Origin of the sequence: Gordonia mangrovi (genome assembly GCF_024734075.1) — a bacterium.
Classification (GTDB): Bacteria; Actinomycetota; Actinomycetes; order Mycobacteriales; family Mycobacteriaceae; genus Gordonia; species Gordonia mangrovi.
The window spans coordinates 3,923,174-3,945,127 of the sequence record NZ_CP102850.1 but is presented as its reverse complement, the minus strand read 5'-3'; the positions used below and the strand labels follow the sequence as shown (position 1 = coordinate 3,945,127).

24 protein-coding genes and 1 tRNA gene are annotated in these 21,954 nt (G+C 67.4%); 11 read left to right on the top strand and 14 right to left on the bottom strand.

The window, feature by feature from the left end:
* Nucleotides 1-939: an EamA family transporter gene (locus tag NWF22_RS17910; RefSeq protein ID WP_373692020.1), complete on the top strand. Its 939-nt coding sequence runs from the start codon at nucleotides 1-3 to the stop codon at nucleotides 937-939.
* A gap of 172 nt (nucleotides 940-1,111) precedes the next feature.
* Nucleotides 1,112-1,918 carry a maleylpyruvate isomerase family mycothiol-dependent enzyme gene (locus NWF22_RS17905; protein WP_160903048.1) on the top strand — a complete coding sequence of 269 codons (807 nt, stop codon included), beginning with the start codon at nucleotides 1,112-1,114 and terminating at the stop codon, nucleotides 1,916-1,918.
* Here NWF22_RS17905 and NWF22_RS17900 read toward each other — a convergent pair whose 3' ends face one another.
* Nucleotides 1,919-2,476: a helix-turn-helix domain-containing protein gene (locus tag NWF22_RS17900; RefSeq protein ID WP_233751273.1), complete on the bottom strand. Its 558-nt coding sequence runs from the start codon at nucleotides 2,474-2,476 to the stop codon at nucleotides 1,919-1,921. It lies immediately after the preceding gene.
* Nucleotides 2,477-2,549: 73 nt separating this feature from the next.
* On the opposite strand from NWF22_RS17900, the gene NWF22_RS17895 reads away from it, so the two are divergent.
* Together NWF22_RS17895 and NWF22_RS17890 are read left to right on the top strand one after the other, a co-directional pair.
* Nucleotides 2,550-3,284 carry an AzlC family ABC transporter permease gene (locus NWF22_RS17895; protein WP_160903046.1) on the top strand — a complete coding sequence of 245 codons (735 nt, stop codon included), beginning with the start codon at nucleotides 2,550-2,552 and terminating at the stop codon, nucleotides 3,282-3,284.
* Nucleotides 3,281-3,601 (top strand): AzlD domain-containing protein, encoded by a 321-nt coding sequence (locus NWF22_RS17890; RefSeq protein ID WP_160903045.1) that lies wholly within the window; start codon nucleotides 3,281-3,283, stop codon nucleotides 3,599-3,601. The genes NWF22_RS17895 and NWF22_RS17890 overlap by 4 nt, the downstream gene beginning before the upstream one ends.
* A 36-nt stretch (nucleotides 3,602-3,637) precedes the next feature.
* Here the strand turns inward: NWF22_RS17890 and NWF22_RS17885 are convergent, their stop codons facing one another.
* Complete coding sequence (locus NWF22_RS17885) at nucleotides 3,638-5,029, bottom strand: DEAD/DEAH box helicase (protein WP_233751272.1); 1,392 nt, start codon at nucleotides 5,027-5,029, stop codon at nucleotides 3,638-3,640.
* A gap of 285 nt (nucleotides 5,030-5,314) precedes the next feature.
* Nucleotides 5,315-6,928: a sensor domain-containing protein gene (locus tag NWF22_RS17880; RefSeq protein WP_233751307.1), complete on the bottom strand. Its 1,614-nt coding sequence runs from the start codon at nucleotides 6,926-6,928 to the stop codon at nucleotides 5,315-5,317.
* Here NWF22_RS17880 and NWF22_RS17875 point away from each other — a divergent pair.
* Complete coding sequence (locus NWF22_RS17875) at nucleotides 6,905-7,048, top strand: hypothetical protein (RefSeq protein ID WP_233751503.1); 144 nt, start codon at nucleotides 6,905-6,907, stop codon at nucleotides 7,046-7,048. The genes NWF22_RS17880 and NWF22_RS17875 overlap by 24 nt on opposite strands.
* 169 nt (nucleotides 7,049-7,217) lie before the next feature.
* Here the strand turns inward: NWF22_RS17875 and NWF22_RS17870 are convergent.
* A tRNA-Ala gene (locus NWF22_RS17870) sits at nucleotides 7,218-7,290 on the bottom strand.
* A 115-nt stretch (nucleotides 7,291-7,405) separates the two neighbouring features.
* On the opposite strand from NWF22_RS17870, the gene NWF22_RS17865 reads away from it, so the two are divergent.
* A complete protein-coding gene (locus NWF22_RS17865) occupies nucleotides 7,406-8,149 on the top strand; it encodes a hypothetical protein (RefSeq protein ID WP_160903042.1) in 744 nt (247 codons plus the stop codon).
* Here the strand turns inward: NWF22_RS17865 and sepX are convergent.
* The 4 genes from sepX to NWF22_RS17845 form a co-directional block, all read right to left on the bottom strand.
* Nucleotides 8,130-9,473 carry a divisome protein SepX/GlpR gene (sepX, locus tag NWF22_RS17860; protein WP_160903041.1) on the bottom strand — a complete coding sequence of 448 codons (1,344 nt, stop codon included), beginning with the start codon at nucleotides 9,471-9,473 and terminating at the stop codon, nucleotides 8,130-8,132. The genes NWF22_RS17865 and sepX overlap by 20 nt on opposite strands.
* Before the next feature lie 144 nt (nucleotides 9,474-9,617).
* Nucleotides 9,618-10,274, bottom strand: a complete 657-nt coding sequence (locus NWF22_RS17855) for a GNAT family N-acetyltransferase (RefSeq protein ID WP_160903040.1) — start codon at nucleotides 10,272-10,274, stop codon at nucleotides 9,618-9,620.
* Between the two features lie 21 nt (nucleotides 10,275-10,295).
* Nucleotides 10,296-11,600 (bottom strand): molybdotransferase-like divisome protein Glp, encoded by a 1,305-nt coding sequence (gene glp / locus NWF22_RS17850; protein ID WP_160903039.1) that lies wholly within the window; start codon nucleotides 11,598-11,600, stop codon nucleotides 10,296-10,298.
* A 93-nt stretch (nucleotides 11,601-11,693) separates the two neighbouring features.
* Complete coding sequence (locus NWF22_RS17845) at nucleotides 11,694-12,650, bottom strand: UTP--glucose-1-phosphate uridylyltransferase (RefSeq protein ID WP_160903038.1); 957 nt, start codon at nucleotides 12,648-12,650, stop codon at nucleotides 11,694-11,696.
* Nucleotides 12,651-12,753: 103 nt separating this feature from the next.
* Between NWF22_RS17845 and NWF22_RS17840 the strand changes: the two genes are divergently transcribed.
* Complete coding sequence (locus tag NWF22_RS17840) at nucleotides 12,754-13,332, top strand: 5-formyltetrahydrofolate cyclo-ligase (RefSeq protein ID WP_258321197.1); 579 nt, start codon at nucleotides 12,754-12,756, stop codon at nucleotides 13,330-13,332.
* Between the two features lie 48 nt (nucleotides 13,333-13,380).
* Here the strand turns inward: NWF22_RS17840 and NWF22_RS17835 are convergent, their stop codons facing one another.
* A complete protein-coding gene (locus NWF22_RS17835; RefSeq protein ID WP_160903037.1) occupies nucleotides 13,381-13,710 on the bottom strand; it encodes an FmdB family zinc ribbon protein in 330 nt (109 codons plus the stop codon).
* A gap of 185 nt (nucleotides 13,711-13,895) precedes the next feature.
* Here NWF22_RS17835 and NWF22_RS17830 point away from each other — a divergent pair, with 185 nt between their 5' ends.
* Nucleotides 13,896-15,443, top strand: a complete 1,548-nt coding sequence (locus NWF22_RS17830; protein ID WP_160903036.1) for an alanine/glycine:cation symporter family protein — start codon at nucleotides 13,896-13,898, stop codon at nucleotides 15,441-15,443.
* A 333-nt stretch (nucleotides 15,444-15,776) separates the two neighbouring features.
* Here NWF22_RS17830 and nhaA read toward each other — a convergent pair whose 3' ends face one another.
* Complete coding sequence (gene nhaA / locus NWF22_RS17825; RefSeq protein ID WP_160903035.1) at nucleotides 15,777-17,024, bottom strand: Na+/H+ antiporter NhaA; 1,248 nt, start codon at nucleotides 17,022-17,024, stop codon at nucleotides 15,777-15,779.
* Between the two features lie 254 nt (nucleotides 17,025-17,278).
* Between nhaA and NWF22_RS17820 the strand changes: the two genes are divergently transcribed.
* The 3 genes from NWF22_RS17820 (at nucleotide 17,279) to NWF22_RS17810 (ending at nucleotide 19,166) form a co-directional block, all read left to right on the top strand.
* Nucleotides 17,279-17,956 carry an SAF domain-containing protein gene (locus NWF22_RS17820; protein WP_160903034.1) on the top strand — a complete coding sequence of 226 codons (678 nt, stop codon included), beginning with the start codon at nucleotides 17,279-17,281 and terminating at the stop codon, nucleotides 17,954-17,956.
* Between the two features lie 164 nt (nucleotides 17,957-18,120).
* Entirely contained in the window at nucleotides 18,121-18,837 is a 717-nt protein-coding gene (gene mscL / locus NWF22_RS17815) for a large-conductance mechanosensitive channel protein MscL (RefSeq protein ID WP_160903033.1), read from the top strand.
* 203 nt (nucleotides 18,838-19,040) lie between these two features.
* On the top strand, nucleotides 19,041-19,166 hold the full coding sequence (locus tag NWF22_RS17810) for a hypothetical protein (RefSeq protein WP_258321196.1): 126 nt from the start codon (nucleotides 19,041-19,043) through the stop codon (nucleotides 19,164-19,166).
* 108 nt (nucleotides 19,167-19,274) lie between these two features.
* Here NWF22_RS17810 and NWF22_RS17805 read toward each other — a convergent pair whose 3' ends face one another.
* The 4 genes from NWF22_RS17805 to NWF22_RS17790 all read right to left on the bottom strand — a co-directional run bounded on the left by NWF22_RS17805 (nucleotide 19,275) and on the right by NWF22_RS17790 (nucleotide 21,925).
* Nucleotides 19,275-19,958, bottom strand: coding sequence for an MspA family porin (locus tag NWF22_RS17805; RefSeq protein ID WP_160903032.1), 684 nt, complete (start codon nucleotides 19,956-19,958; stop codon nucleotides 19,275-19,277).
* A 71-nt stretch (nucleotides 19,959-20,029) separates the two neighbouring features.
* The gene (locus NWF22_RS17800; protein ID WP_160903031.1) at nucleotides 20,030-20,701 is read right to left on the bottom strand and encodes an MspA family porin; all 672 of its coding nucleotides are present in this window, start codon (nucleotides 20,699-20,701) and stop codon (nucleotides 20,030-20,032) included.
* A 386-nt stretch (nucleotides 20,702-21,087) separates the two neighbouring features.
* The gene (locus NWF22_RS17795; RefSeq protein ID WP_202398762.1) at nucleotides 21,088-21,300 is read right to left on the bottom strand and encodes a hypothetical protein; all 213 of its coding nucleotides are present in this window, start codon (nucleotides 21,298-21,300) and stop codon (nucleotides 21,088-21,090) included.
* A gap of 31 nt (nucleotides 21,301-21,331) precedes the next feature.
* The gene (locus tag NWF22_RS17790) at nucleotides 21,332-21,925 is read right to left on the bottom strand and encodes a MogA/MoaB family molybdenum cofactor biosynthesis protein (RefSeq protein WP_160903030.1); all 594 of its coding nucleotides are present in this window, start codon (nucleotides 21,923-21,925) and stop codon (nucleotides 21,332-21,334) included.
* Nucleotides 21,926-21,954 lie beyond the last annotated feature (29 nt).

Here is a 21,954-nt window from a genome sequence, read left to right as displayed (position 1 = left end):
ATCGTGAACACCCGAACCCGCACGTCGACGGGACTGCTACTCGGACTGGCCTCCTCGGCCGCATTCGCGCTGTCCGGCGTACTCGCCCGCGCGATGATCGACTCCGGGTGGACCGCCGGAGCCACCGTGACGCTCCGGATCACCTTGGGTGCGGCGCTACTGGTGGTCCCCGGGATCATAGCCCTCCGCGGCAACTGGAATGCACTACGCCGATCGTGGTCGTTTGTGCTCGCCTACGGAGTCCTCGCCGTGGCCACCTGCCAGCTCGCCTACTTCTACGCGGTCACCTATCTGCAGGTCGGGGTGGCGCTGCTCATCGAGTACACCGCGCCGGTCGCCGTCATCGGCTGGATGTGGCTGCGTCACCGGCAACGACCGGGACGGCTCACGATCCTGGGCGCGGCGGTGGCGCTGGCGGGCCTGGCGCTCGTCCTCGACCTGCGCGGAGGTGTCGGCATCGACGCCCTCGGTGTGGTGTGGGCACTGATCGCGATGGTGGGCGCGGCGGCCTATTTCGTGATCTCCGCGGACGACCGGATCGATCTGCCACCGCTGACGCTGGCGGCCGGCGGACTCACGATCGGCGCCGTCGGCCTGTCGCTGGCAGGTCTGGTCGGGCTGCTACCGATGGCGGCAACCACCGATGCCGTGACGCTCGCCGGCCGGTCCATGGCGTGGTGGGTCCCGGCCGCCCTGTTGGGGGTGGTGACCGCAGCTCTCGCATACTCGCTGGGCATCGCCGCCGGGCGGCGCCTGGGGTCACGGGTGATGAGTTTCGTCGGACTCTCCGAGGTGTTGTTCGCGGTCCTCTTCGCGTGGGCCGCACTCGCCGAACTACCCACCTCCGGGCAACTTCTCGGTGGTGGGCTGATCGTCGTCGGTGTGATCGTCGTCCGGTCCGGCGAGGCGTCGACACGGGGCGAGGAACCGGTGATCTGACGCCGACACTCGGACCACCGTCTGGGACAACCGTCCCAGACGGTGCGACCGGCCGCGCACTGACCGCAATTGGATTCAGCACCGCGCATCCAGGCCGGGCCATTGCGATTTCCCTGTCCGCCAAACGGTTCCGCGATATCCTGACAGACACTTGGCCAGGGGGGTACCACGGATGCGAACCATGTACTCGCGCTTCGACTACATTGACACCGCACGCGATACCGGGAAGCGCTTCGTCGACCTGGTACGTACCGTCGCCGAGCCCGACGTACGCCTCGCAGGCACTCCGGGATGGACCGTCGTGGACTGCCTGGGCCATGTGGCGACCGCCCCGGGCCGCTACCTCGAACTGATCGAGGGCGCGGGTTCGTGGCCCCACCGGCCGGGCGATCTGCCCGACTTCAACGCCAAGCAGATCGCGAACATGTCGACGCGTGACGTGCACCGGCTCACCGAACGATTCCTGGACGACCTCGAACGCCTGCTGGACACCGTCTCGCACTTCGGCGCTCGGGTACCGGTGATGAACTTCGACGCCGATTCACGGGTCCGGTCCGACGCGGCGCTGGGCATCCTTATCGGCGAGTTCGTCGTGCACGGACATGACGTGGCGAGAGCCGTCGGCGCCTCGTGGCAGATCGATCCACGAGTGGCCCCGCTCGTGGCGCGCGGGCGACACCAGGTGCTTCCCCGGTGGCTGATGGAGTCGACATGCGGTGGCCACACGGCCACCTATGACATCCGCCTGCGTGGATCCGACGAGCGGTATGTCTACGAGTTCACCGACGGCCGACTGGTGATCGACCCGCCAGACTGCCGGCATCCCGACGTGCACATCAGCGTGGACCCGGTGGTCGCCATGCTGACCGCCTACGGTCGGATGTCGCCCACCTGGGCGGCACTGACCGGACGGGCATTCGCCTGGGGCGCACGACCGTGGCTGGCAGCCGGCCTCTGCCAACGATTCGCGCCGGCCTGATCAGGTCGATTCGCTGACCATGACGGCCACCGTGTCGGGCTCGAGCGCCGCGAACACGTGCTCGACATCGCCCGCATACGAGACATAGTCACCCGCAGCCAGTTCCACCTCGCTGCCGGTGGGGCCGACCCGTGCCCGCCCGCTGCTGATCACCACCAACTCCACGACCCCGCGGGCGTGCGGCGCCGAGATCCGCGGCTCCCCCGGCTGAGCCCGGATGAGATACAGGTCGCGACGTGTCCCCGGCCGCGCGGTGGACAGCAGTGTTGCCGAGTAGTCGGCGGCGGCCGCCGGGATGACCGGACCATCGCCGAACCTGATCACCTCCACCGAGCGCGCCGGAGAGTCGAGCAACGCCGAGAACTGCACCCCCAGCGCCGTGGACAGGGCCCACAGCGTCTCCACGCTGGGGTTGCCCTCGCCTGACTCCAACTGCGACAACGTCGACTTGCCGATCCCGGCGCGGCGGGCCAATTCGCCGATCGACAGACCGGCCCGGGTCCGCTCGCGTTTCAGTGCGGCTGCCACGACCCGTTTGGGATCCAATGTCTCGGCCATCCCGGAACCGTTCGATTCATCGGACGATCGTCCATCTTGACGAACATCAACCATAGTGTTCACTATAGTAGCCATGCGTTCGATTCGAGGAACACTCACCTGGTCGACAGTGCGCACCGTCCTGGTGATGAGCATGTCCGTGCTGGTCATCGGCGCGTCATATGGCGTGACGGCCCACTCGGCGGGTTTGGCGTGGTGGCATGTCGTCGTCATCGCGACGGTGGTACTCGCCGGATCGTCGGAATTCGTGTTCGTCGGCATCCTCGCCGCCGGTGGCGCTCCCCTGCTCGCCGCCCTCGCCGGCCTGGTGGTCAACACGCGCAACTTCGGCTACGGCCTGTCGGTCGGGCGATTCCTGCCACGGGGATGGTCGATGGCACTCGGTGCCCACCTGATCAACGACGAGACCGCCGCGATGACGGCTGCCGAGTCCGATCCCCGGCGGGCCCGGGCCACGTTCCTCCTCTGCGGTGCAGGGGTGCTGATCAGCTGGCCGCTCGGGTCGGCCATCGGGGTGGCGATCGGCGAGGTCGTGGCCGACCCGGCATCCCTGGGCCTCGACGCAGCCTTCCCGGCACTGCTGGTTGCTCTCGCCGTGGGCGCCCTACGCGACCGAAAGACGCTGTGCGCCGCGCTGATCGGCGGAACGGCGGCCATCGCGGCCACCCCGTTCCTGCCGCCCGGACTGCCAATCCTGTGCACACTGACCGGCCTGGCCGTGGTGGCACGAAGGCCCGCCCGCACACCTCGCGCATCGGGCGCGCATGCCGAACCCCTCGACCACCGACCACGGGAGTACACACGATGACCACAGCCCAACTCATGACGGGCGTCGCGGTGCTGGCCGTCGGGACGTATCTGATCCGGGTGACCGGCCCCGCCCTGCGCAGCCGATATGAGGTGAGCCCGGGTGCCGCGGAGTTGATGGATCGCGCGGCGATCGTGCTGCTCGTCGGCGTGGCATTGACCGGCGCAGTATTCGCCGGTCAGGAGATTGCCGGCTGGGCCCGACCGGCCGGCGTGGCCGTCGGCATCGTCGCCGCGGTGTGGCGGGCGCCCCTGATTGTTGTGATCGTGCTCGCCGCGGGCGTCACGGCCGGTCTGCGGGCCTGCGGCGTTGCCTGATCGCCACGCCGCACCGAGGACCGGCCGCCGACGCGACTATCGGCCGGCGGTCTGTCGCGCTCCGGCGCCGCCGCGGTTGCCCGAAGCAACACGGCTACCCGAGCCGGCCGCGCCACGGCCACGGCGCGCGGCGCCGCCACGACGCCGTTGTCCGTCACTCGGACGACGTGCGTCGTGGCCGCGACCGCGACCGGCGTTGCCGCGCTGCCCACGCGGCGCCCCGCTCCGCGGCTGGTTCTGCGCCGGCTTCGGCTGCGGTGCCACGAACTCGGCACGGGGACCGACGAGGTCGTCGACCTCGGCGGAGGCCGCCACGACGCGGGTCGGCGCCACCTTGATGTTCGCCTTGCGCAACAGACCCGCGACGTCGCGTCGCTGATCCGGCAGGCATACGGTGACGACGTCACCGCTGCTGCCCGCGCGTGCGGTACGTCCCGAGCGATGCAGATAGGCCTTGTGCTCGGCAGGCGGGTCCACGTGGACCACGAGTTCCACACCGTCGACGTGGACTCCGCGGGCCGCGACGTCGGTCGCCACCAGGACACGCACATCATCGCCGCCGAACGCCTTGAGGTTGCGGTCCCGTTGAGCCTGGCTGAGGTTGCCGTGCAGGTCGACGGCCGGGATGCCGCCATCGGTGAGTTTCTTGGCCAGCTTCTTGGCCTGATGCTTGGTACGGGTGAACAGGATCCGTCGACCGCGGCCGGCGGCCAGCTCACGGACCAGATCGTTCTTGGCGCCGGGATCGACCTCGAAGACGTGGTGGGTCATCTGGACCGGAGCCGTGGTCTTCTCGGTGGAGTGCACCGTCGGGTTGTCGAGGAAACGCTTGGCCACCTTGTCGACCCCGTTGTCGAGCGTGGCGGTGAACAGCATGCGCTGCCCGTCGCGCGGGGTGGCGGCAAGAATGCGCGTGACACCGGGCAGGAAGCCGAGATCGGCCATGTGATCGGCCTCGTCGAGCACGGTGATCTCGACGTCGGCGAGCCGCACGATGCCCTGGCCCATCAGGTCTTCGAGTCGTCCCGGGCAGGCGACCACGATGTCGACCCCGCGGCGGAAGGCCTCCTCCTGCCGGTTCTGTCGGACACCGCCGAACACGGTGGTCACGGTGAGGTTCAGCGCCTTGGCCAACGGGGTGAGCACGGCGGCGATCTGGGTGGCCAGTTCGCGGGTGGGCGCCAGCACCAGGCCGGTGGGAGAACCGGGGCGCCGGGTCACGCCCATCTCGGCCAACCCGGCAACCATCGGGATGGCGAAGGCGAGGGTCTTACCGGAACCGGTCTTACCGGAACCGATCACATCGTTGCCGGCCAGGGTGTCGCCGAGGGTCTCGGCCTGGATCGGGAACGGTTCGGTCTTGCCCTCGGCGGCGAGGACTCGGACGATCTCGGCAGGTACGCCGAGGGAAGCGAAGGTAGTGGACAAGGTCCGTCTTTCTCTGTGGACACCGAGCAGCGTCAGACCGCAGGTCGGGGTCGGATGGCGAAGACGCATCTGTGCGTGTTCGTTCGCCGTATGAAGTCAAAGAGCAGGCGCTTGCAGCCTGTCGAAGAAGCGTTCTACGACGCGTTGACCGCACCTCCATGGGTGCATCAATGACTTCAGGCTACGCGAGGCCGGTCAGCCCGGCCAAATCATCGTGATGACCGTCATGTGGCCAGGGGCCGCGTACCGCGTGAGGTGAACGCCGCGGAAATCGGCACGCTCGCCTCAGTCGATATCGACGAGGCGCTGCGGGAAGGCATAGAAGAAGCCTTGGGCGAAGTCGCATCCGGCCCGCTCGATCGCCGCGGCCTGCCGAGACGTCTCCACACCTTCGGCGACGACTGTGATGCCGAGCGCGTGCGCAGCGCTTGCGATGCCCGTCACCATCAGTTCGGCGCGGTCGGCCTCGTCGGCCGCACCGTCCTCCATCTCGTCGACAAACGCCTTGGCCGTCTTGACCGTGGTGATAGGCATTTGGTAGAGGTCACTCAAACCCATTCCGCCCGTGCCAAAGTCGTCGACCGCTATCTCGCACCCGAGGTCGCGAATCGACGTCATCGTCGCCTTGATGCCCTTGGCGTCACCGGCCGCGAGGTCACGCTCGGATATCTCCACACACAAGCGGCTGGGCACCAATCCGGAGTCACCGAGCGCCAATTGCAGACGGGGCACGAAGTGACGGTCCGCCAGTTCACGGCGCGTGAAGTTCAGGCTCAGCACCAGCCCGTCCGTCGTCGCCTGGTTGTCGACGAACTCACGCATCGTGGTGTCCACAAGGTGTGCCCCCAATTGCTCGATCAAGTCGCTACGCCGGGCGATGGTGATGAACTCGCCAGGCGACACCTGCCCCAACTTCGGATGCCGCCAACGCATCAGCGCCTCCAGCGCGACCCGCTCGTGGCCACGTCCGACATCCACCACCGGGTGATAGTCGAAGTACAGCTGGCCGGGGTCAGATTTCACCGAGTTCCGCAATTCGTACTCGATGCGTTGCCGGCGCAGTCGATCCGACCGGTAGTGCGGACGAAACCACGCATACGGCCGGACCGTCGTGTTCGTCCGGGCCTCATACAGGGCGATCTCCGCATCGCGCAACAAGTCCAGCGGCGCAGGATGATCCGCACCGTGGCGCGCGACGGCCACCCCGATGGAGGCGGAGACCCGTTCGGTGCGGCCGTCGAGAGCTATCGGCTGGTCGATCGCGTCACGAATGCGAGCCGCCTGATGGTCGAGCCGATCGCGCAGGTCGTCGCGGATCAGCTCCACCACCACGAAGTCGTCGCCACCGAGCCGACCGACGGCGGCGGTGTGGCCCAGCGCATCGCGCAACCTGCCGCCGATCGTGGTGAGGATGTCGTCACCGACCGCCCGACCCAGCCCGTCATTGATCATGCCGAAACCGTCGAGGTCCACGTAGTGCACCGCCACACAGTCCTCGGGTGCGGACAGCTTCTGCAGGTGCTCACCGATGGCGGTGAGGGTGCCCGCCCGGTTCAACAGATCGGTCAGGTCGTCGTGAAACGCCTGCCATTCGAAGCGGTTCGCGTCCCACTCGAGTCGCGCGGTTTCCCGGTGACGTTCGGTGATGTCGGTGATGGTGACCACCACCGCGGCCGCGCCGTCGTCGGCAATGGGGCGACCATTGCACGACAGCCATCGCCGGCCCTGCGACGCGACGATCGTCGCGACCTGATCGTCGAATGCCTCGCCGGTCCGCGCACACACGGCGATCGGCGAGGATTCGGTGGCGGCGAAGTCGATGCCGACGTCCTCCAGCGGAATTCCCGGCACTGATGCGGACCGTAGATTCAACACATGGAGCGCGGCGGGGTTCGCCATCGCCACGCGCCCGTCCGCCCCGACGAGGATCACCGGTTGCGGCATGGCCGCAAGCACATGCGCCGCTCGACGGCCGGCCTGTTCATCACCCCGATCGGCGTGATCGCCCCGACCGTCTGACATCCAGGATCACTCCCCGCTCGGAGCACGCTGTTCACCCAACACATCCGAGAATATACGTCGGGTTCGACGTCGCGCGTACCCAGGGCGGATGTGCGGGATACGTGTGCGGGATGATTCTCCGATGACAGAACCCGCCCCGATCATCGATCGAGACGGGTTGTCGGCGTGGAGCTAAGGGGAATCGAACCCCTGACCTACTCGATGCGAACGAGTCGCGCTACCAACTGCGCCATAGCCCCGGGCGGTCGCGTGACCGGCCGTTGGCCACTCTAGCAGCCCACACCCCGATGAACCCAAACCGCTGCGCAACGCGACGAGAGGTTTGCCGGAACCCGACCGGGATAATCTCGCGGCATGGCGAAGATGTCCGATGAACAGGTCGCAGCGGTGCTCGATCGGGCCGTGGCCGGCATCAACCCGGTCCTCGAGGCGTTGGCCCAGCGCGATCCGCTGGGACTCAAGAGGCACACCTTCCACGAGGATGAGCACACCGATTCGCGGCTCCAGCGGGTCCTGCATCTGCTCGCCCAGGGCCTCGACGTCACCGACTGGCCCGGCACGCTGGGCTGGACTCAGCGGTCGATGAACAGCCGCGCGGATTGGTGGATCAGCCGGATCGGGACGATCAACACCGTGGCCGTCGCGTACCCCGGTGTATTCGGCGGCTGGACCCGTCGACTCCCGTTGGCCTCACTACTCGGATTCGCCAATCAGGCCATCGTGCTGGTTGCGATCGCCCGGGAATACGGCGTGACCGATCGTGGACATCAGGTGCAGTTGCTGGCGTCGGTGTTGTGCGGCCGAGATGTGCCGGCGGCGGTTGTCGACGGCGACGCCGAGGACCTCGAACCCGACCAGCGCGAGGGCACCACCTTGATCGGCGCGATCTGGGACATCGCCAAGATCATGCGTGGATTGTCCGACGAGTTCGATCGCCGGCCACAACCCCTGTTGCCGTTGCGCATGCTCGCCTACATCCCGGTGGTCGGGGCGCCGGTGACCTACATCGGTGAACGGCTCGCGCTGTCGCAGGCCACTCGGCGGGGCCGGCGGTGGATTGCCGATCACCCCGCGGCGGTCAGCCGGCGACCCTCCTGAGACCGTCGTCCTCTCGCATGAGACGCCGACGCTGGAACGGCGGCAGGTGATCGAACACCGGGTCCTCGTCGTCGATCTCGAGCACGGTCGCACCGCCCGGTCGCCGCAAACGCGGCGGCGGTGGAGCGGACTCGAATCTCGCCGCGGCGTCGGCCCGACGCCGACGCTGGGCTTGGTCGCGTTCGGACCGACGCGCCCGCGCCGCGCGCTGAGCCCGGATCTTCTGTTCCATCGCGACAGTACGTCGCAGGTAGCCGAGATACGCCACCAGCATCACGCCGACGACACCGGTGGCGATCCAGCCTGGTAGCCCGACGAAGAAGCCGACCGCCCCGGCGATCACGAGGAGTGCGAGCAACCCGATCAGGACGCGTTGGCGTTCCCGGTAGCGAAGTTCGGACTGGCGGGCGTCCGGCGAGTAGACACTTCGTCGCCGTGACGGGTCGGGCCGGTCGGCCTTCCGACGACCAGACCCAGTCCCCGCCGCGGGCGCCTCCGACACCTGCTCGATGTCCTCGTCGAGGTCGTCGTACACGTCCTCGTACTCGTCGTCGGTGTCGTACTCGTCGGTGTCGTACTCCTCCTCGGCGTCGTACTCCTCCTCGGCGTCGTACTCGTCGTCGAGGTTGTCATCGTCGTCGTCGTAGGCGTCGTCGTAGGCGTCTTCGACGTCGTCGTCGACCACGAACGCGGAGTCGTGGTGGCCGTGGCCGTGATTGTCGTCGACGCCGTCGGCAGACTGTGCTGCGGCTTCCTCGGCGGCCATCTCCTCCGCCGACGCGATCTCCGCGTCCTCGACGTCCTCGAGTTCCTCGTCGACCGCGTCGCGGTCGGCGTCGACGAACTCGCCATCGAGGGTGATCTCCTCGTCGTCGTCGGCGCTCGTCTCATGCGCGGTTGCGGTGTCGGCGTCGATGTCGATCTCATCGTCGTCGGCCGTCGGCGCCGCGGCCTCGGCATCCATGGCGCGCCGCATCGGCGTCGCGTTGTCATCGGTGGCGGCGTCCGAATCGATGGCGTCCGTGACGTTCTCGGCGTCGCCCTCGACGCCCTCGGCGTCGCGGTCGTCCTCGTCGTCGAGAACTGCGGTGGCCGAGTCGGCACCGGACTTCGCGCGCCGCGACGTCCAGGACGGATCGTGCGGGTGGGAGCCGGCGGAACGCCGCCGAGTGCCCCGGGCACGCGTACCACCTCGGTGCAGCAGACGCGTCTCCTTGGCTGCCACCGTGGACTTCCGCATCTGCGGGCGGCCCTTGATGACCATCGGAACCAGTACGAAAAGCCATACGGCCACGAGGCAGACCCACAAGACTGAGTTCGGCATGCGACTCTCCCTTCTTTCACTCTGGTTACACGAGGCCACCTCACAATCTAGGTGCGCGGGCGGTCGACCCAGCGCAGACGCGCCGAGGCCCGCTCACTTTCACGGATTCACAGGGCGTTCTCAGCACCGCCGGATCGGGTGGTGTCAGTCGAAGGAGGCGCGGCCCGCGCGGACCAGCGTCGCTGCGGCACTGCCGGTGACCTCTTCGACGGTGAGCGCGAACAGGATGTGATCACGCCACCGCTTGTTGACGTCCATATACCGTTCGAGAAGTCCCTCGCGGCGGAACCCGACCTTGGTCAACACCGCCTGAGAGGCGACATTGGCGGGCTGAACGGTGGCGTCGAGCCGATGCAGGCCGACCTGACCGAAGCAGTGGTCCACGCCGAGTGCGACTGCCGCGGTGGCGATTCCCTGACCCACGTGTGTCGCGTCGATCCAATAGCCGATCCAGGCGCTGCGCACTGCTCCGCGCTGCACGTTACCGATGGTGAGCTGACCGATGTAAACGCCGTCGAGTTCGATGACAAAGGGCAGCACGGTCCCGCGTTTGGCCTCCGACCGGAGCACCGAGTACAGCGGCGGCCAGGCACTCGGCTGGTGGCGCTCGGCCCACGACCCGATCCCGGTGGGTTCCCACGGCATCAGCGTGTTCTGGTTGCGGATGCGCAGGGTGCTCCAGGCCTTGGCGTCGCGCATCCTGACCGGGCGCAACGTCACCGCACCCGCCTGCGTGTGCAGGGGACCCAGTGTCGCGGGCCAGCCAGGATTGATCTGCGCCCCCGACAACCACCTCAACACGAGAGTGAGTTTATGTCCGCGTCAACCCCGCTGCGCCAGGAACGCCACCTCGACCTCGTCGCCGGTGGCCAGCTCCTCCACGTCGGGTTCGACGATGATCAGGCAGTTCGCCTCGGCGAGTTCGGCGAGCAGGTGGGAACTCCCCGTCGGCGAGGCGCCGATCACCTGCACCAGGTATTCGCCGGAGCGTTCGTCGCGCATCAGCTGTCCGCGCAGATAGCCTTTGCGGCCCTGGACGGAGGCGATCGGGCCGATGGTGCGGGCGGTGATGACCCGGCGCATCGGCTGACGCTTACCCAACGCGATCCGGATCAGCGGTCGCACCATCACCTCGAACGTCACCAATGCACTGACCGGGTTCGCCGGCAGCAGGAAGGTCGGTACCTCGTCGCGGCCGAGCCGGCCGAATCCCTGGACCGAGCCCGGATGCATGGCCACACGGAGGATCTCGAGCTCACCGAGGTCGCTCAGCGCCTCCGCGATGGCCCGCGATGCACTCCCGCCGACCGCCCCGCAGATCACCACGATCTCGGATCGGATGAGCTGCGCCTCAACCACTTCCCGCATCCGCGAGGTCTCGCGTTCGGCGATGCCCACCCGGTTGACATCGGCACCGGCGTCACGTGCGGCAGCTGCCAACGCATAGCTGTTGACGTCGTAGATCTGCCCCGGACCCGGGGATCGGTCTATGTCGACGAGTTCGCTGCCGATCGAGATCACCGACAGTCGCGGCCGCGGATGAACCATCACCCGGGCCTGCCCCACCGCGGCGAGCAAGCCGACCTGCGCGGGCCCGATGATGGAACCCGCGCGTACCGCGACATCGCCCGGCTGCACGTCGTCGCCGACTCGACGCACATAGTCACCGCTTTCCACGGCGTGGCCGACCTTGACCTTCTGCTCGCCACCGTCGGTCCACCTCAGCGGCACCACCGCGTCGGCCAGCGTGGGCATCGGCGCTCCGGTCTCGACGCGGACCGCCTGTCGCGGCTGCAACCGCGTGGGTGTTCGCGCACCCGGTTCCACCGAACCGACCACCGGCAACGACACGATCATCTCCGCGCCGGGTTCGAGGTCCACCAATTCGGCGCCACCCGGGTCGAAGTCCTCGACGTCGTCGGGCGCGATGGTGCCGGCCAGGTCCACATCGACCGCCCGCACCGCGTATCCGTCGATCGCGGCATGGTCGAAACCCGGCATCGGCCGCTCGGTGACGACCTCCTCGGCGCACATCAGGCCCTGCGCCTCGGAGATCGCGACACGCACCGGCCGTGGTGCCACCGCGGCAGCGGTCACCCGGGTCAGATGATCTTCGACCGAACGCATCTCACCTCTCGCCCCATCTCGGCTGACAGACTTGACCAGACATTAGCCGGAGGTGGCCGCCGGGTGTCGCAGGCGCGCTGGCCAGGTCGCCGGTCAGCCCTCGGCGAGGCGCTTACCGAGCCACTCGCGCAGGTCGGGCCCGTAGTCGTCGCGGTCGAGCGCGAAGTCGACTGCCGCCTTCAGGTATCCGCCGGGATTGCCCAGATCATGCCGCGTACCGTGATGCACCACGACGTGAACCGGCTCGCCCTCGGCGATCAGCAACGCGATCGCGTCGGTCAGCTGCAACTCACCGCCCGCGCCCGGCTCGATGCGACGCAACGCGTCGAAGATCTTGCGATCCAGGATGTATCGCCCGGCCGCCGCCAGGTTCGACGGCGCATCCTTCGCGGCGGGCTTCTCGACCATGCCCTTGAGTCGCTTGACGTTCGGGTTGTTGGCGTCGGGCAATTCCTCCACCTCGAAGACGCCGTAGGCGCTGATGCGATCCTCGGGCACCTCGATCGCACACAACACCGAGCCACCACGGCGCTGCCGGGTGCGCGACATCACCTCGAGCACTCCACCGGGCAGCACCAGGTCATCGGGCAGCAGCACCGCGATCGCGTCCTCGTCGTCGTCGAGATACTGCTCGACGCAACCGACCGCGTGCCCGAGTCCGAGCGGCTTCTCCTGGACCACCGAGGCCACCTCGAGCAGCGACGGCGCCTTGCGCACCTTCGCCAGCATGGCCGCCTTCCCCCGGGTGGCGAGGGTGTTCTCCAGCACCAGGTCTTCCACGAAATGCGCGACCACGCCGTCCTTGCCCGGCGAGGTGACGATCAGGAGCCGCTCGGCGCCCGCCGATTTCGCCTCCTCGGCAACGAGTTCGATGCCTGGGGTGTCCACCACCGGCAGCAGTTCCTTGGGAACCGTCTTGGTGGCCGGCAGAAAACGCGTACCCAGACCCGCAGCGGGAACGACCGCGGTGCGCGGGATCGGCGGGGTGTTGGGCACGGATTCGTATTCGGTGAACACGTCGGTATTCTGGCTCACGTCACTGGTGCTCATGCGACCACCCTAGTGCTGATTGCTGGCAAGATCCTCCCGTGAAGCCAGTCAATTCCCGGGTGTGATGGCGTACGGCGAGATGCGACGAGGAGAGGGCGGTCGGGTGCGGTCCACCAAGAGACGATTACGTGCCGAACTCGAGCAGCGGCGGGTGGCGCGACCGTTCGCGGCACGCAAGACGGCGGCCGACAACCTCGCCGGATGGGTGTCCTCGGCACCGTTTCGGCTCGAGTACGACGTCACCGTCGCCGCGTATGTCCCCTTCGGCGCGGAGCCCGGATCGCCCGCCCTGCTCGACGCGTTGACCGACCGCGGCGTAACCGTCATCGTGCCGGCGGTACCCGCGGGCGAGCCCGCGGCACTCGACTGGGTGCGCTACGACGGCGCCGAGTCGCTGGCGCGGGGGCGCTGGGGGTTGCTGGAGCCCACCGGCCATCGCCTGGGTGCCGACGCCATCGAGGCGGCGTCGATCATCTTCGTCCCCGCCTACGCGGTGGACAGGGCGGGCAATCGGCTCGGGCGGGGCGCCGGCTACTACGACCGAACCCTCACCGGGCTGACCGCCGACATCGTCGCGGTGGTCTACGACGAGGAACTCGTGGATTCACTGCCCACCGCACCACACGACGTCCGGGTGCGATGGGCGTTGACGCCCGACGGCGGGTTCCGCGAACTGGGCTGAACGACGTCCGCGCGCAGGGCAGCCGGGTTGGGGCCGCCGGGGTTCGGATCAGGACGCGGCGGACGCCGTGGCCGACGTGCTGTCGGATTTCGACGACGAGCTGCTCGACGAATCCGACGACGAGCTACCCGACGTCGAGCCACCCGATGAGGAGCCACCCGATGAGGAGTCCGAGGACGACGACTCGCTCGACGACGACGACTTCCGCGAATCGGTGCGGTAGAAGCCGCTGCCCTTGAACACGATGCCGACCGAGTTGAATAGCTTGCGGAGCCGGCCGGTGCACTGGGGGCACTCGGTGAGTGCATCGTCGGAGAACGACTGCACGATGTCGAACTTGTTGTCGCACTCCGTGCACGCATACGAGTAAGTGGGCACCGATAACCTCCGGAAGACTTGTGATCGTTGCACAGTGTAACCGATTTTGGCACTCCACCATTCCGAGTGCCAACGATCATCGTTCGCCGTGCGGTTCGCGGGCGGACATGCGATTGTGTTACGCACATCAATCCAGGCGTCGGGGACCTGGGACCCATCTGACTCCGAGAGGGCGGATTCCGCCGATGAGCGACTTCCTGAGCGACATCAATGGGTACATCTGGAGCAATGCACTCGTGTTTCTGTGCCTGGCCGCGGGTGTCTTCTTCTCGATACGTACGCGACTGCTGCAGGTGCGCCAGATCCCCGAAATGGTCCGGCTGATGTTCCGCGGTGAGAAGTCGCCGTCGGGTGTCTCCTCGTTCCAGGCACTGACGATCTCACTGGCCGGCCGAGTGGGTACCGGCAATATCGCCGGCGTCGCCACGGCCATCGCCTTCGGCGGTCCGGGTGCCCTGTTCTGGATGTGGGTGGTCGCCTTCCTGGGTGCGTCCACATCCTTTGTCGAATGCACCCTCGGCCAGATCTACAAGACCAAGGACCGACTCACCGGTGAGTACCGCGGCGGACCGGCCTATTACTTCAGCCGGGCGATGGCCCACACCAACGCGAGCGGGGCGTTCAAGGTCTACGGCCTGATCTTCGCCGCGGTGACCGTCCTCGCCTGCGGCCTGCTGCTGCCCAGCGTCCAGTCGAACTCGATGGCGCTGGCGATGAACGAGGCCTGGGGCATCTCCGAATGGGTCGTGGCGGTCGGCTCGGTCATCGTGCTGTCCTTCGTGATCATCGGCGGCGTCAAGCGCATCGCCACCTTCGCCTCGATCGTCGTGCCGTTCATGGCCGTCGTCTACATCGCGCTCGCCATCATCATCGTGGCACTGAACGCCTCCGAGGTGCCCAACGTGATCGGCACGATCTTCTCCAGCGCCTTCGGCGCCGACGCGGCCTTCGGCGCCATCGTCGGATCGGCGATCATGTGGGGGGTCAAGCGCGGCATCTACTCCAACGAGGCCGGTCAGGGCACCGGACCGCACGCGGCCGCGGCCGCCGAGGTCTCCCACCCGGCCAAGCAGGGCCTGGTCCAGGCGTTCGCCGTCTACATCGACACCCTGTTCGTCTGCACCGCCACCGGATTCCTGATCCTGTCCACCGGCGCCTACCGGGTGTTCGAGGGTGAATCCGCGGACGGCTCGGTCATCGCCGAGGGCGGCATCCTGCCGGCCGACGTGGCGGTGGGACCGACGTTCGTGCAGACCGGGTTCGACTCCTTCTGGAGTGGCGCCGGGTCGTCGTTCGTCGCGATCTCCCTGCTGTTCTTCTGCATCACCACGATCATCGCCTACTACTACATGGCCGAAACCAACCTCCGGTTCCTGATGGGCAAGGCAGCCACCATCGAGATCCGCCCGCTGCGCAGCACGCTCGGCGCCAACCTCACCCTGCTGCTCCAGGCCCTGATCCTGGTGTCGGTGGTCATCGGATGCGTGTCCACCGCCTCGGAGGCCTGGACCCTCGGCGACATCGGTGTCGGGTTGATGGCCTGGCTCAACATCGTGGGCATCATCATCCTGCAACAGCCCGCCTTCAAGGCGCTGCGCGATTACGAGCGCCAGCAGAAGCTGGGCAAGGACCCGACCTTCGATCCGAAGGCGCTCGGCATCATGGGCGCGACCTTCTGGGAGAACTACGATCCGGTCACCGGCAAGACCCGGGAGGCCGTCGACGCTCCCTGACCGGCGAGCCCAGCGGTCCTCGACCGACGTTTCACGCGGCCACCTACCTGCCCGGTAGGTGGCCGCTGTCGTTGCTGACACGGCGGGAATCGCCGGGGTTCACCAGTGGAAGACCGCTGTTGTCGGCGGGAATCTGGGTTCGGTCGGCAGCGATCTGGGTTCAGTCGGCGACAAAGCGGGTTCCGTCGGCGACAAAGTGGGTTCAGTCGGCGACAAAGCGGGTTCCGTCGGCAACAAAGCGGGTTCTGTCGGCAACAAAGCGGGTTCTGTCGGCAACAAAGCGGGTTCTGTCGGCGACGAAGCGGGGCTTACGTCCGCACGAGGCCGAGGGCCTCAGCCGCCGATGACGTCGATGTTGCGGTCCGGCACGTTGTCGCGGTTCATGTCCGCGGCGCGGGCCTGACGCGCATCCCACCGCAGCCAGAGAGCGGCGAGGATCGCAGCGACCAACGAGCCCACCAGGATCGCGGTCTTGGAGGCCTCGGCATGCGCGTCGGCGTCCGTGAACGACAACTCGTCGATCAGCAACGCGACGGTGAAACCGATTCCGGTGAGGAAGCCGACCGGCAGCAGGTCCCGCACGCCGATGGCGTCGGGCAGGCGCAGCGGCGTGAACCGGGTCATCAGCGCGGTCACGCTCATCGCACCGATCAGCTTGCCCGCCACGAGGCCGAGGAAGATCCCGATCGACACCGGTTGGATCAGCTCGGCGTCGGTACCCACCACGGTGACACCCGCGGCCAGGAAGGCGAAGATCGGCAGCGCCACCGCCGAGGACACCGGCCGGACCGCGTCGTCGAAGTGGTGCGTGCGCGATTCCTTCTCGTCGTACATCAGCTTGGCCGGCACCACGAAGCCGAGCAGGACACCGGCGACCGTCGAGTGCACGCCGGAGGCGTGCATGAAACCCCACGCGGCCACGGCGACCGGGATGAGCATCCACCAGTGCGTCTTGCGCATCCGGACGAGGAAGGCGAACACCACGATCAGCGCCAGTGCGATCACCAGCATCAGGAAGTCGATGGATTCGGTGTAGAAGGTCGCGATGATCGTGATGCCCAGCAGGTCGTCCACAACGGCCAGGGTGAGCAAGAAGGTACGCAGAGCCAACGGCAGACCACGTCCGAAGATCGCGAGCACCGCGAGCGCGAAGGCGATGTCGGTGGCGGTGGGGATCGCCCAACCGTTCAGTGCATCGGGGTCGCCGATTCCGACGATCACCACGTAGAACAGCGCGGGGACGACCATGCCGCCGAGGGCCGCCGCGATCGGCACGCCGGCCTGTTTCGGCTGCCGGAGGCTGCCCATCACGAACTCTTGCTTGAGTTCCACACCGACCACGAAGAAGAAGATCGCGAGCAGTCCGTCCGCGGCCCACTCCTCCAGCGACAGATGCAGGTGGAGAGCCTCGGGCCCGAACTCGAAACCGGCCAGGGAGTGGTAGGCCGCTTCCCACGGCGAGTTCGCCCAGACCACCGCGAGGACGGCCGCGATCAGCAGCAGTGCGCCGCTGGGGGTGTCGAGGGAGATCCACCGACGGAAACGGTCACGGGCAGACGGCTGTCGGTCAACTGTTGACATCAAGTCTCCTGGTCATCGGCCGCAGGACGGACGTGCGTACAGTACATCCCTGCCCAGTCGACGGCAGGGGCCGACCAGACTTCCCGGCGCACCGTTGGTCCATTCTCCCCGATGCCTCCGGCGCGGTCCAATCGGCACGTGGACAACTGAGCGGACGACGACGCGGTGTGTGGCGGGTTGTGAGTGGTCCACCCACGTGTCCACAGATCCGCTGCGGGCCCGTCACGCCGGGTCGCAGCGCCTACGTTCGCCGTATGCCGGCCTTGTTCCGCGGTGAGTTGTCTCCACGCCTCGTCGACCGTGTCCGTCATCTCGCGCGTCCAGGGTGGGCCCGGTCGATCGTCGTGCGCCGGGTGGTGTCGGGAGCACTTGTCCTCGCCGCGGTCGTCACCACCGTGGTGGGCCATCGCAACGACGAGTCGCGTTCGGTGGTGGTGGCCGCGCACGATCTGCGACCCGGTCAGACGGTTGCTCCCGACGATCTGTCCGTCGTCAGCGTACCGGGCGGGCTGATCCCGACTGGCGCCCTGCGCATGACCGCCGATGCCACGGGACGCACGTTGGTCGGCCGTGTGCGCACCGGCGAGATCCTCACCGATGTCCGACTCCTGTCCTCGCACCTGCCAGCGCAGCTGACGGGACGGCGGGAGGCACGGCTCGTCCCGGTCCAGCTCGCCGACGACACGGTTGCGTCACTGCTGCGCGAAGGCGACGTCGTGGACATTCTGACCGTGCGTGGCGGCGAGTCTGCGCCAAGCGCGGTACTCGCTCGCGCAGCCATCGTGGCGCTGACGGTCGGATCGGGTCGCGACAATGCGCTGTCACCGTCGGGCGCAGCCCGCCGGCCCGTGTTGCTGGCCATGGCCGAGGTCGATGCCCATCGCGTCGCAGCGGCCGGCCTGGACGGCCCGCTCACGGTCGTCGTGCACTGACCTGGTAAAACGGCGCGCTTCCGGCGAAACAGTGCAAAGGTCGTTTACGATCCTGGATAGGTTTGCCGAGCGCGGCGCGCGTCTGGCGTACTCATCAGCGTTGACCTGCAACAGAAGCGAATACCGGAACCGAGCGGCAACTGATTGCGAGAGGACCGCACACCGTGCTCAAGGGCTTCAAGGAATTCATACTCAAGGGCAATGTCGTCGAGTTGGCCACCGCGGTCATCATCGGTGCAGCGTTCACCGCCATCGTCACCGCATTCACCGATCAGATCATCCAGCCGCTGATCAATGCGATTCCGATCGGCACCGACGCGGCAGAAGGGCTCGGCTTCCAGATCACCGACAACCCGTCGACATTCGTCGACATCGGCGCCCTGATCACCGCGATCATCAACTTCCTGATCATCGCGGCGGTCGTCTACTTCCTGATCATCGTGCCGTACAACAAACTCTCCGAACTCGGCGGTTTCGGGAAGAAGGCTGAGGTGAGCGAGGTCTCGCTGCTCACCGAGATCCGTGATCTGCTCGACCCGGAGGGCACGTCGAAGGCCAAGGAAGAAGCCCAAAGCGACCTCCCCGATCACCTGCGCGAGCCGGGCACACCGTCTGACCACACAGAATCGGGTGCGACGCAACGCCTTACCACTCCCCCGCCCGCGGCCGTGGAAGCTCAGACCCGTTCCGCCGCCAACCCGCCCTACCCCACACCGCAGCCCGCGCCGGGGTCGTATCCACCGCCGGGCAGTTACCCCCAGGGGACCTATCCCCCGAGCGGTTACCCGCAGGGCACCTATCCCCCGGGAAGCTATCCGCAGCAAGGACAATTCCCCGGCGAATACCCGCCGTCGGACACACCGGGACGTCATTCCCGCTGACCGTCAACGACTTCGGGCCGCGCTCATCACGAGCGCGGCCCGAAGTCGTTGAGGGGCATCCGTATCGGCGTTCAGTCGGGCTCCCAGCCCATTGACAGCGGGCCAGGCAGGCAACGACAAGGTTGCCCTCTTACCGTCGCAGAAGTCGACGGAGAGATCCGCCGGCACCACGAGAATCAAACGACACGGAGGTTGCATCAGCAATGCCGCAGAAGCAGAGCCCGAACACCCGCACCAACAATCGCACCACTCGCCGTACGCCGAGCCCTCAGCCGCGTCGCCGTCAGCAGCCGCAGCCGTTCTTCCCGTTCCCGTTCTTCGGGAGCTGATCCACGCCGGTCACGGCACCAGCGACGCCGAAGGGGCGGGATCGGAACTCCGATCCCGCCCCTTGCGGTGGTGTGTTCAGGCGCCCGCGGTAGCAGGCTCCGATGCGATCAGCCCAGGCTGAACGGCTGGCCGTACAGGGTCACAACACCCTTCACCGCGTCGGTGTTCACCGTGACGGTGATCTTGGCCTTGGCCTCGGCGAAGCCGCCGCAGTCGACGCGCGGCAGGGCTTCCTGGCTGTAGGCCACGCCACCGCTGTTGCCGGAGAAGGTGAACGCGTTGACAGCATCGCCGTCGCCATTCTCCTCGGTGATGACCGGCAGGAAGGCGACGTCACCCGGCCCGAGGTCCAGGCTCGAACCGCCACCCGGGTTGCCGTAGTTGCCGCCCCAGCGAGGCGCGGAATCGACACCACCATCAGGGCTCGGCGCGGCGTCGAAGCCGATGCCGCCACCGAGGTCGGCGCCGATGCCGACGTTGACCTGGCAGCCGACGATGTAGCCGGCTGCGATGGTGCCGCCCTCGGCCTCACCGCCGACGGTCACCTTGACCTTGCCGGTGACCCATGCCTCACGGGTGGTCGGGAAGGCGATGAGCGGGCGCTGCACGTTCACGGCCTCATCGAACAGCCGGACGGAGACCGGAGTTCCGTCGACCAGCGTCTTGGTCAGGTAGCCACCCGGTAGCGGGCCGGCCGCGGCGCCACCGGCGCCGAGGCTGGTCAGGCCCATCACCGCGACACCGGCGGCGCCGGCAGCCGCGGCCACGCGGCGCGAGATGATCTTCTTCATGATTCCCCTTCGTGGAAAGTAGATCTGCTCAGTCGCAGATAAGTCTCAGAGTTGCTGGTTATCTGCTGCCGTCAGCTCACAAAGAAGGGCTGGCCGTACAGGGTGGACTTGATGAGCGAGCCTTCACCGGTGACCGTTTCGCCGTCGTCCTCGATCTCGTAGCCCTGGGCCGCGATGGTCTTGACCACCGTGCGCGCGGTTGCATAGCCACCGCAGTTGGGGAAGTTGATCTCGTAGTCGGACAGCTGGATCGCGGAGGTACCGCCCTCCGGGATGTCCTTGTCGGTCACCGAGTAGATCGCAGCCTGACCCGGTGCGAGCGGGATGCTGATGCCGCCGTCGAGTGAGATACCGGGCACCGGGTTGCTGAAGTCGCCGAGCGAGATACCGGCGCCACCGTCGAGCGAGATGCCCGCGACGTCGATCTGGCAGCCGGCCAGGATCGAGACGGCGAGGCTGCCGGAGACACCTTCGGAGGCCTTTGCCTGGTAGAGACCGGAGAGCAGCGCGGTGCGGCCGAGGCCGCCGTTGTAGGCCACCCGCTTGACCGAGTACTGCGACTCGGCCTTCCGCCAGGTCTGGAGCGTCTCACCGTCGACACCGCTGGCGGACTTGTATCCGTTGGCCAGCGGAGCTGCTGCTGCAGTGCCCGCCCCCATACCGGCCAGGCCGACAGCCGCCGCTGCGGCAACTGCGCATGCGCCGGCCGCGCGACGCAGCCCAAGCTTGCTGAACTTGCTCATTCGTTCCCTCTCACAGGATTCGGTTGTTGCCCCACGCGCACACCTCTGTACGCGCGGGTCGACCCTCGTGGGCTGCGGACCCCCGCCCCGCAACCGAACCCATGCCGGTTTCGGTTCGCTGGAAGTCACCTTCCGCACACCCCTGGTCACTGCTGCGTTGCCACTCGCGACAGATCGCAGGACTCCCCGTCGGTGCCCCCTCGAGTGCACCGCGCGCTTCGTCGTTGCGAACGTTATCGGAGCGATATCCAGCGGGGCAACAGATACGTTCAGCCGTGTCTCAGGTTGGACACTGTCGATATTGAACTTCACATTCGCCATCGCTAGATGAGTGAATGTTAACGGAGAGAAAACACGCTGGGTCGGCCATGTCGCAGGACGCCTGTTCATTCGTAATGCGGCGGCCGGTTCGCCTCATACCAGTCGCGCGTTACGCCTTTGTGACCTTGCTCACACTCGTCGGCGGTCACGTCCGGAAGGTCCGAGCCGAACACTTCGTCGATCCTGCGCCGAGCGCGCCAGTCGGTACGACCACGCGTCTCAGCGCCGGAACCGCCGCTCTGCTGCGGTTCCGGCGGATGATCCGCGTCGGCGCTCATCGGTCGGACAACGGGCGAATCGATGCGCGACTCAGAACTCGCTGATCTCCTCGATCACATGCTTGGCGAGCGGGGCGACAGTCGCCATCCCGTCGCGCACCGCAGCGCGGGTGTTGGACAGATTGACCACCAGGGTCTGACCGGAGATGCCGGCGAGCCCGCGGGAGAGTCCACCGTCGGCGGAGCCCGCCGCCAGGCCGGAACTGCGTACGGCCTCCTCGATCCCGCGCAGCCTGCGATCCAGCAACGGTTCAGTGGCTTCCGGTGTGACGTCACGCGCGCCGACACCTACGCCGCCGACGGACACGACGAGATCCACGCCACCGATGACCGCGGTGTTCAGCGCGTTGCGGATCTCCACCTCGTCACCCGAGACGGCGACAGTGGCATCCACGTGGAAGCCGGCCTCGCCGAGCAACTCACCCACCAGGGGGCCCAACAGGCTCTGTTCTTCTCCGTGTGCCGCCCGATCGTCGACGACCACGACCAGTGCACGACCGATCTCGTCGCCGCTCTCGGCGGGCCGGATGTCGTCGTCGCGATGTCGGGCGACGAACTCACGGGCGGCCGCGTCGGCGGCCACCACGTCGTCGGGGTCGATGGCGGTGGATCCGGTGTCGCTCATTGTCTGCCTTTCTGCTCCCGTTCAGGAGA

What these genes read in the sequence shown, in the direction of transcription:
- nhaA (WP_160903035.1), bottom strand. Translation starts at nt 17,024, where the DNA reads ATGTCAACAGTTGACCGACAGCCGTCTGCCCGTGACCGTTTCCGTCGG.
- NWF22_RS17865 (WP_160903042.1), top strand. Translation starts at nt 7,406, where the DNA reads ATGGCGAAGATGTCCGATGAACAGGTCGCAGCGGTGCTCGATCGGGCC.
- NWF22_RS17890 (WP_160903045.1), top strand. Translation starts at nt 3,281, where the DNA reads ATGACCACAGCCCAACTCATGACGGGCGTCGCGGTGCTGGCCGTCGGG.
- NWF22_RS17905 (WP_160903048.1), top strand. Translation starts at nt 1,112, where the DNA reads ATGCGAACCATGTACTCGCGCTTCGACTACATTGACACCGCACGCGAT.
- NWF22_RS17830 (WP_160903036.1), top strand. Translation starts at nt 13,896, where the DNA reads ATGAGCGACTTCCTGAGCGACATCAATGGGTACATCTGGAGCAATGCA.
- NWF22_RS17810 (WP_258321196.1), top strand. Translation starts at nt 19,041, where the DNA reads ATGCCGCAGAAGCAGAGCCCGAACACCCGCACCAACAATCGCACCACT.
- NWF22_RS17805 (WP_160903032.1), bottom strand. Translation starts at nt 19,958, where the DNA reads ATGAAGAAGATCATCTCGCGCCGCGTGGCCGCGGCTGCCGGCGCCGCC.
- glp (WP_160903039.1), bottom strand. Translation starts at nt 11,600, where the DNA reads ATGCGTTCGGTCGAAGATCATCTGACCCGGGTGACCGCTGCCGCGGTG.
- NWF22_RS17895 (WP_160903046.1), top strand. Translation starts at nt 2,550, where the DNA reads ATGCGTTCGATTCGAGGAACACTCACCTGGTCGACAGTGCGCACCGTC.
- sepX (WP_160903041.1), bottom strand. Translation starts at nt 9,473, where the DNA reads ATGCCGAACTCAGTCTTGTGGGTCTGCCTCGTGGCCGTATGGCTTTTC.
- NWF22_RS17875 (WP_233751503.1), top strand. Translation starts at nt 6,905, where the DNA reads ATGGAGCGCGGCGGGGTTCGCCATCGCCACGCGCCCGTCCGCCCCGAC.
- NWF22_RS17790 (WP_160903030.1), bottom strand. Translation starts at nt 21,925, where the DNA reads ATGAGCGACACCGGATCCACCGCCATCGACCCCGACGACGTGGTGGCC.
- NWF22_RS17880 (WP_233751307.1), bottom strand. Translation starts at nt 6,928, where the DNA reads ATGGCGAACCCCGCCGCGCTCCATGTGTTGAATCTACGGTCCGCATCA.
- NWF22_RS17795 (WP_202398762.1), bottom strand. Translation starts at nt 21,300, where the DNA reads ATGAGCGCCGACGCGGATCATCCGCCGGAACCGCAGCAGAGCGGCGGT.
- NWF22_RS17845 (WP_160903038.1), bottom strand. Translation starts at nt 12,650, where the DNA reads ATGAGCACCAGTGACGTGAGCCAGAATACCGACGTGTTCACCGAATAC.
- NWF22_RS17900 (WP_233751273.1), bottom strand. Translation starts at nt 2,476, where the DNA reads ATGGCCGAGACATTGGATCCCAAACGGGTCGTGGCAGCCGCACTGAAA.
- NWF22_RS17820 (WP_160903034.1), top strand. Translation starts at nt 17,279, where the DNA reads ATGCCGGCCTTGTTCCGCGGTGAGTTGTCTCCACGCCTCGTCGACCGT.
- NWF22_RS17800 (WP_160903031.1), bottom strand. Translation starts at nt 20,701, where the DNA reads ATGAGCAAGTTCAGCAAGCTTGGGCTGCGTCGCGCGGCCGGCGCATGC.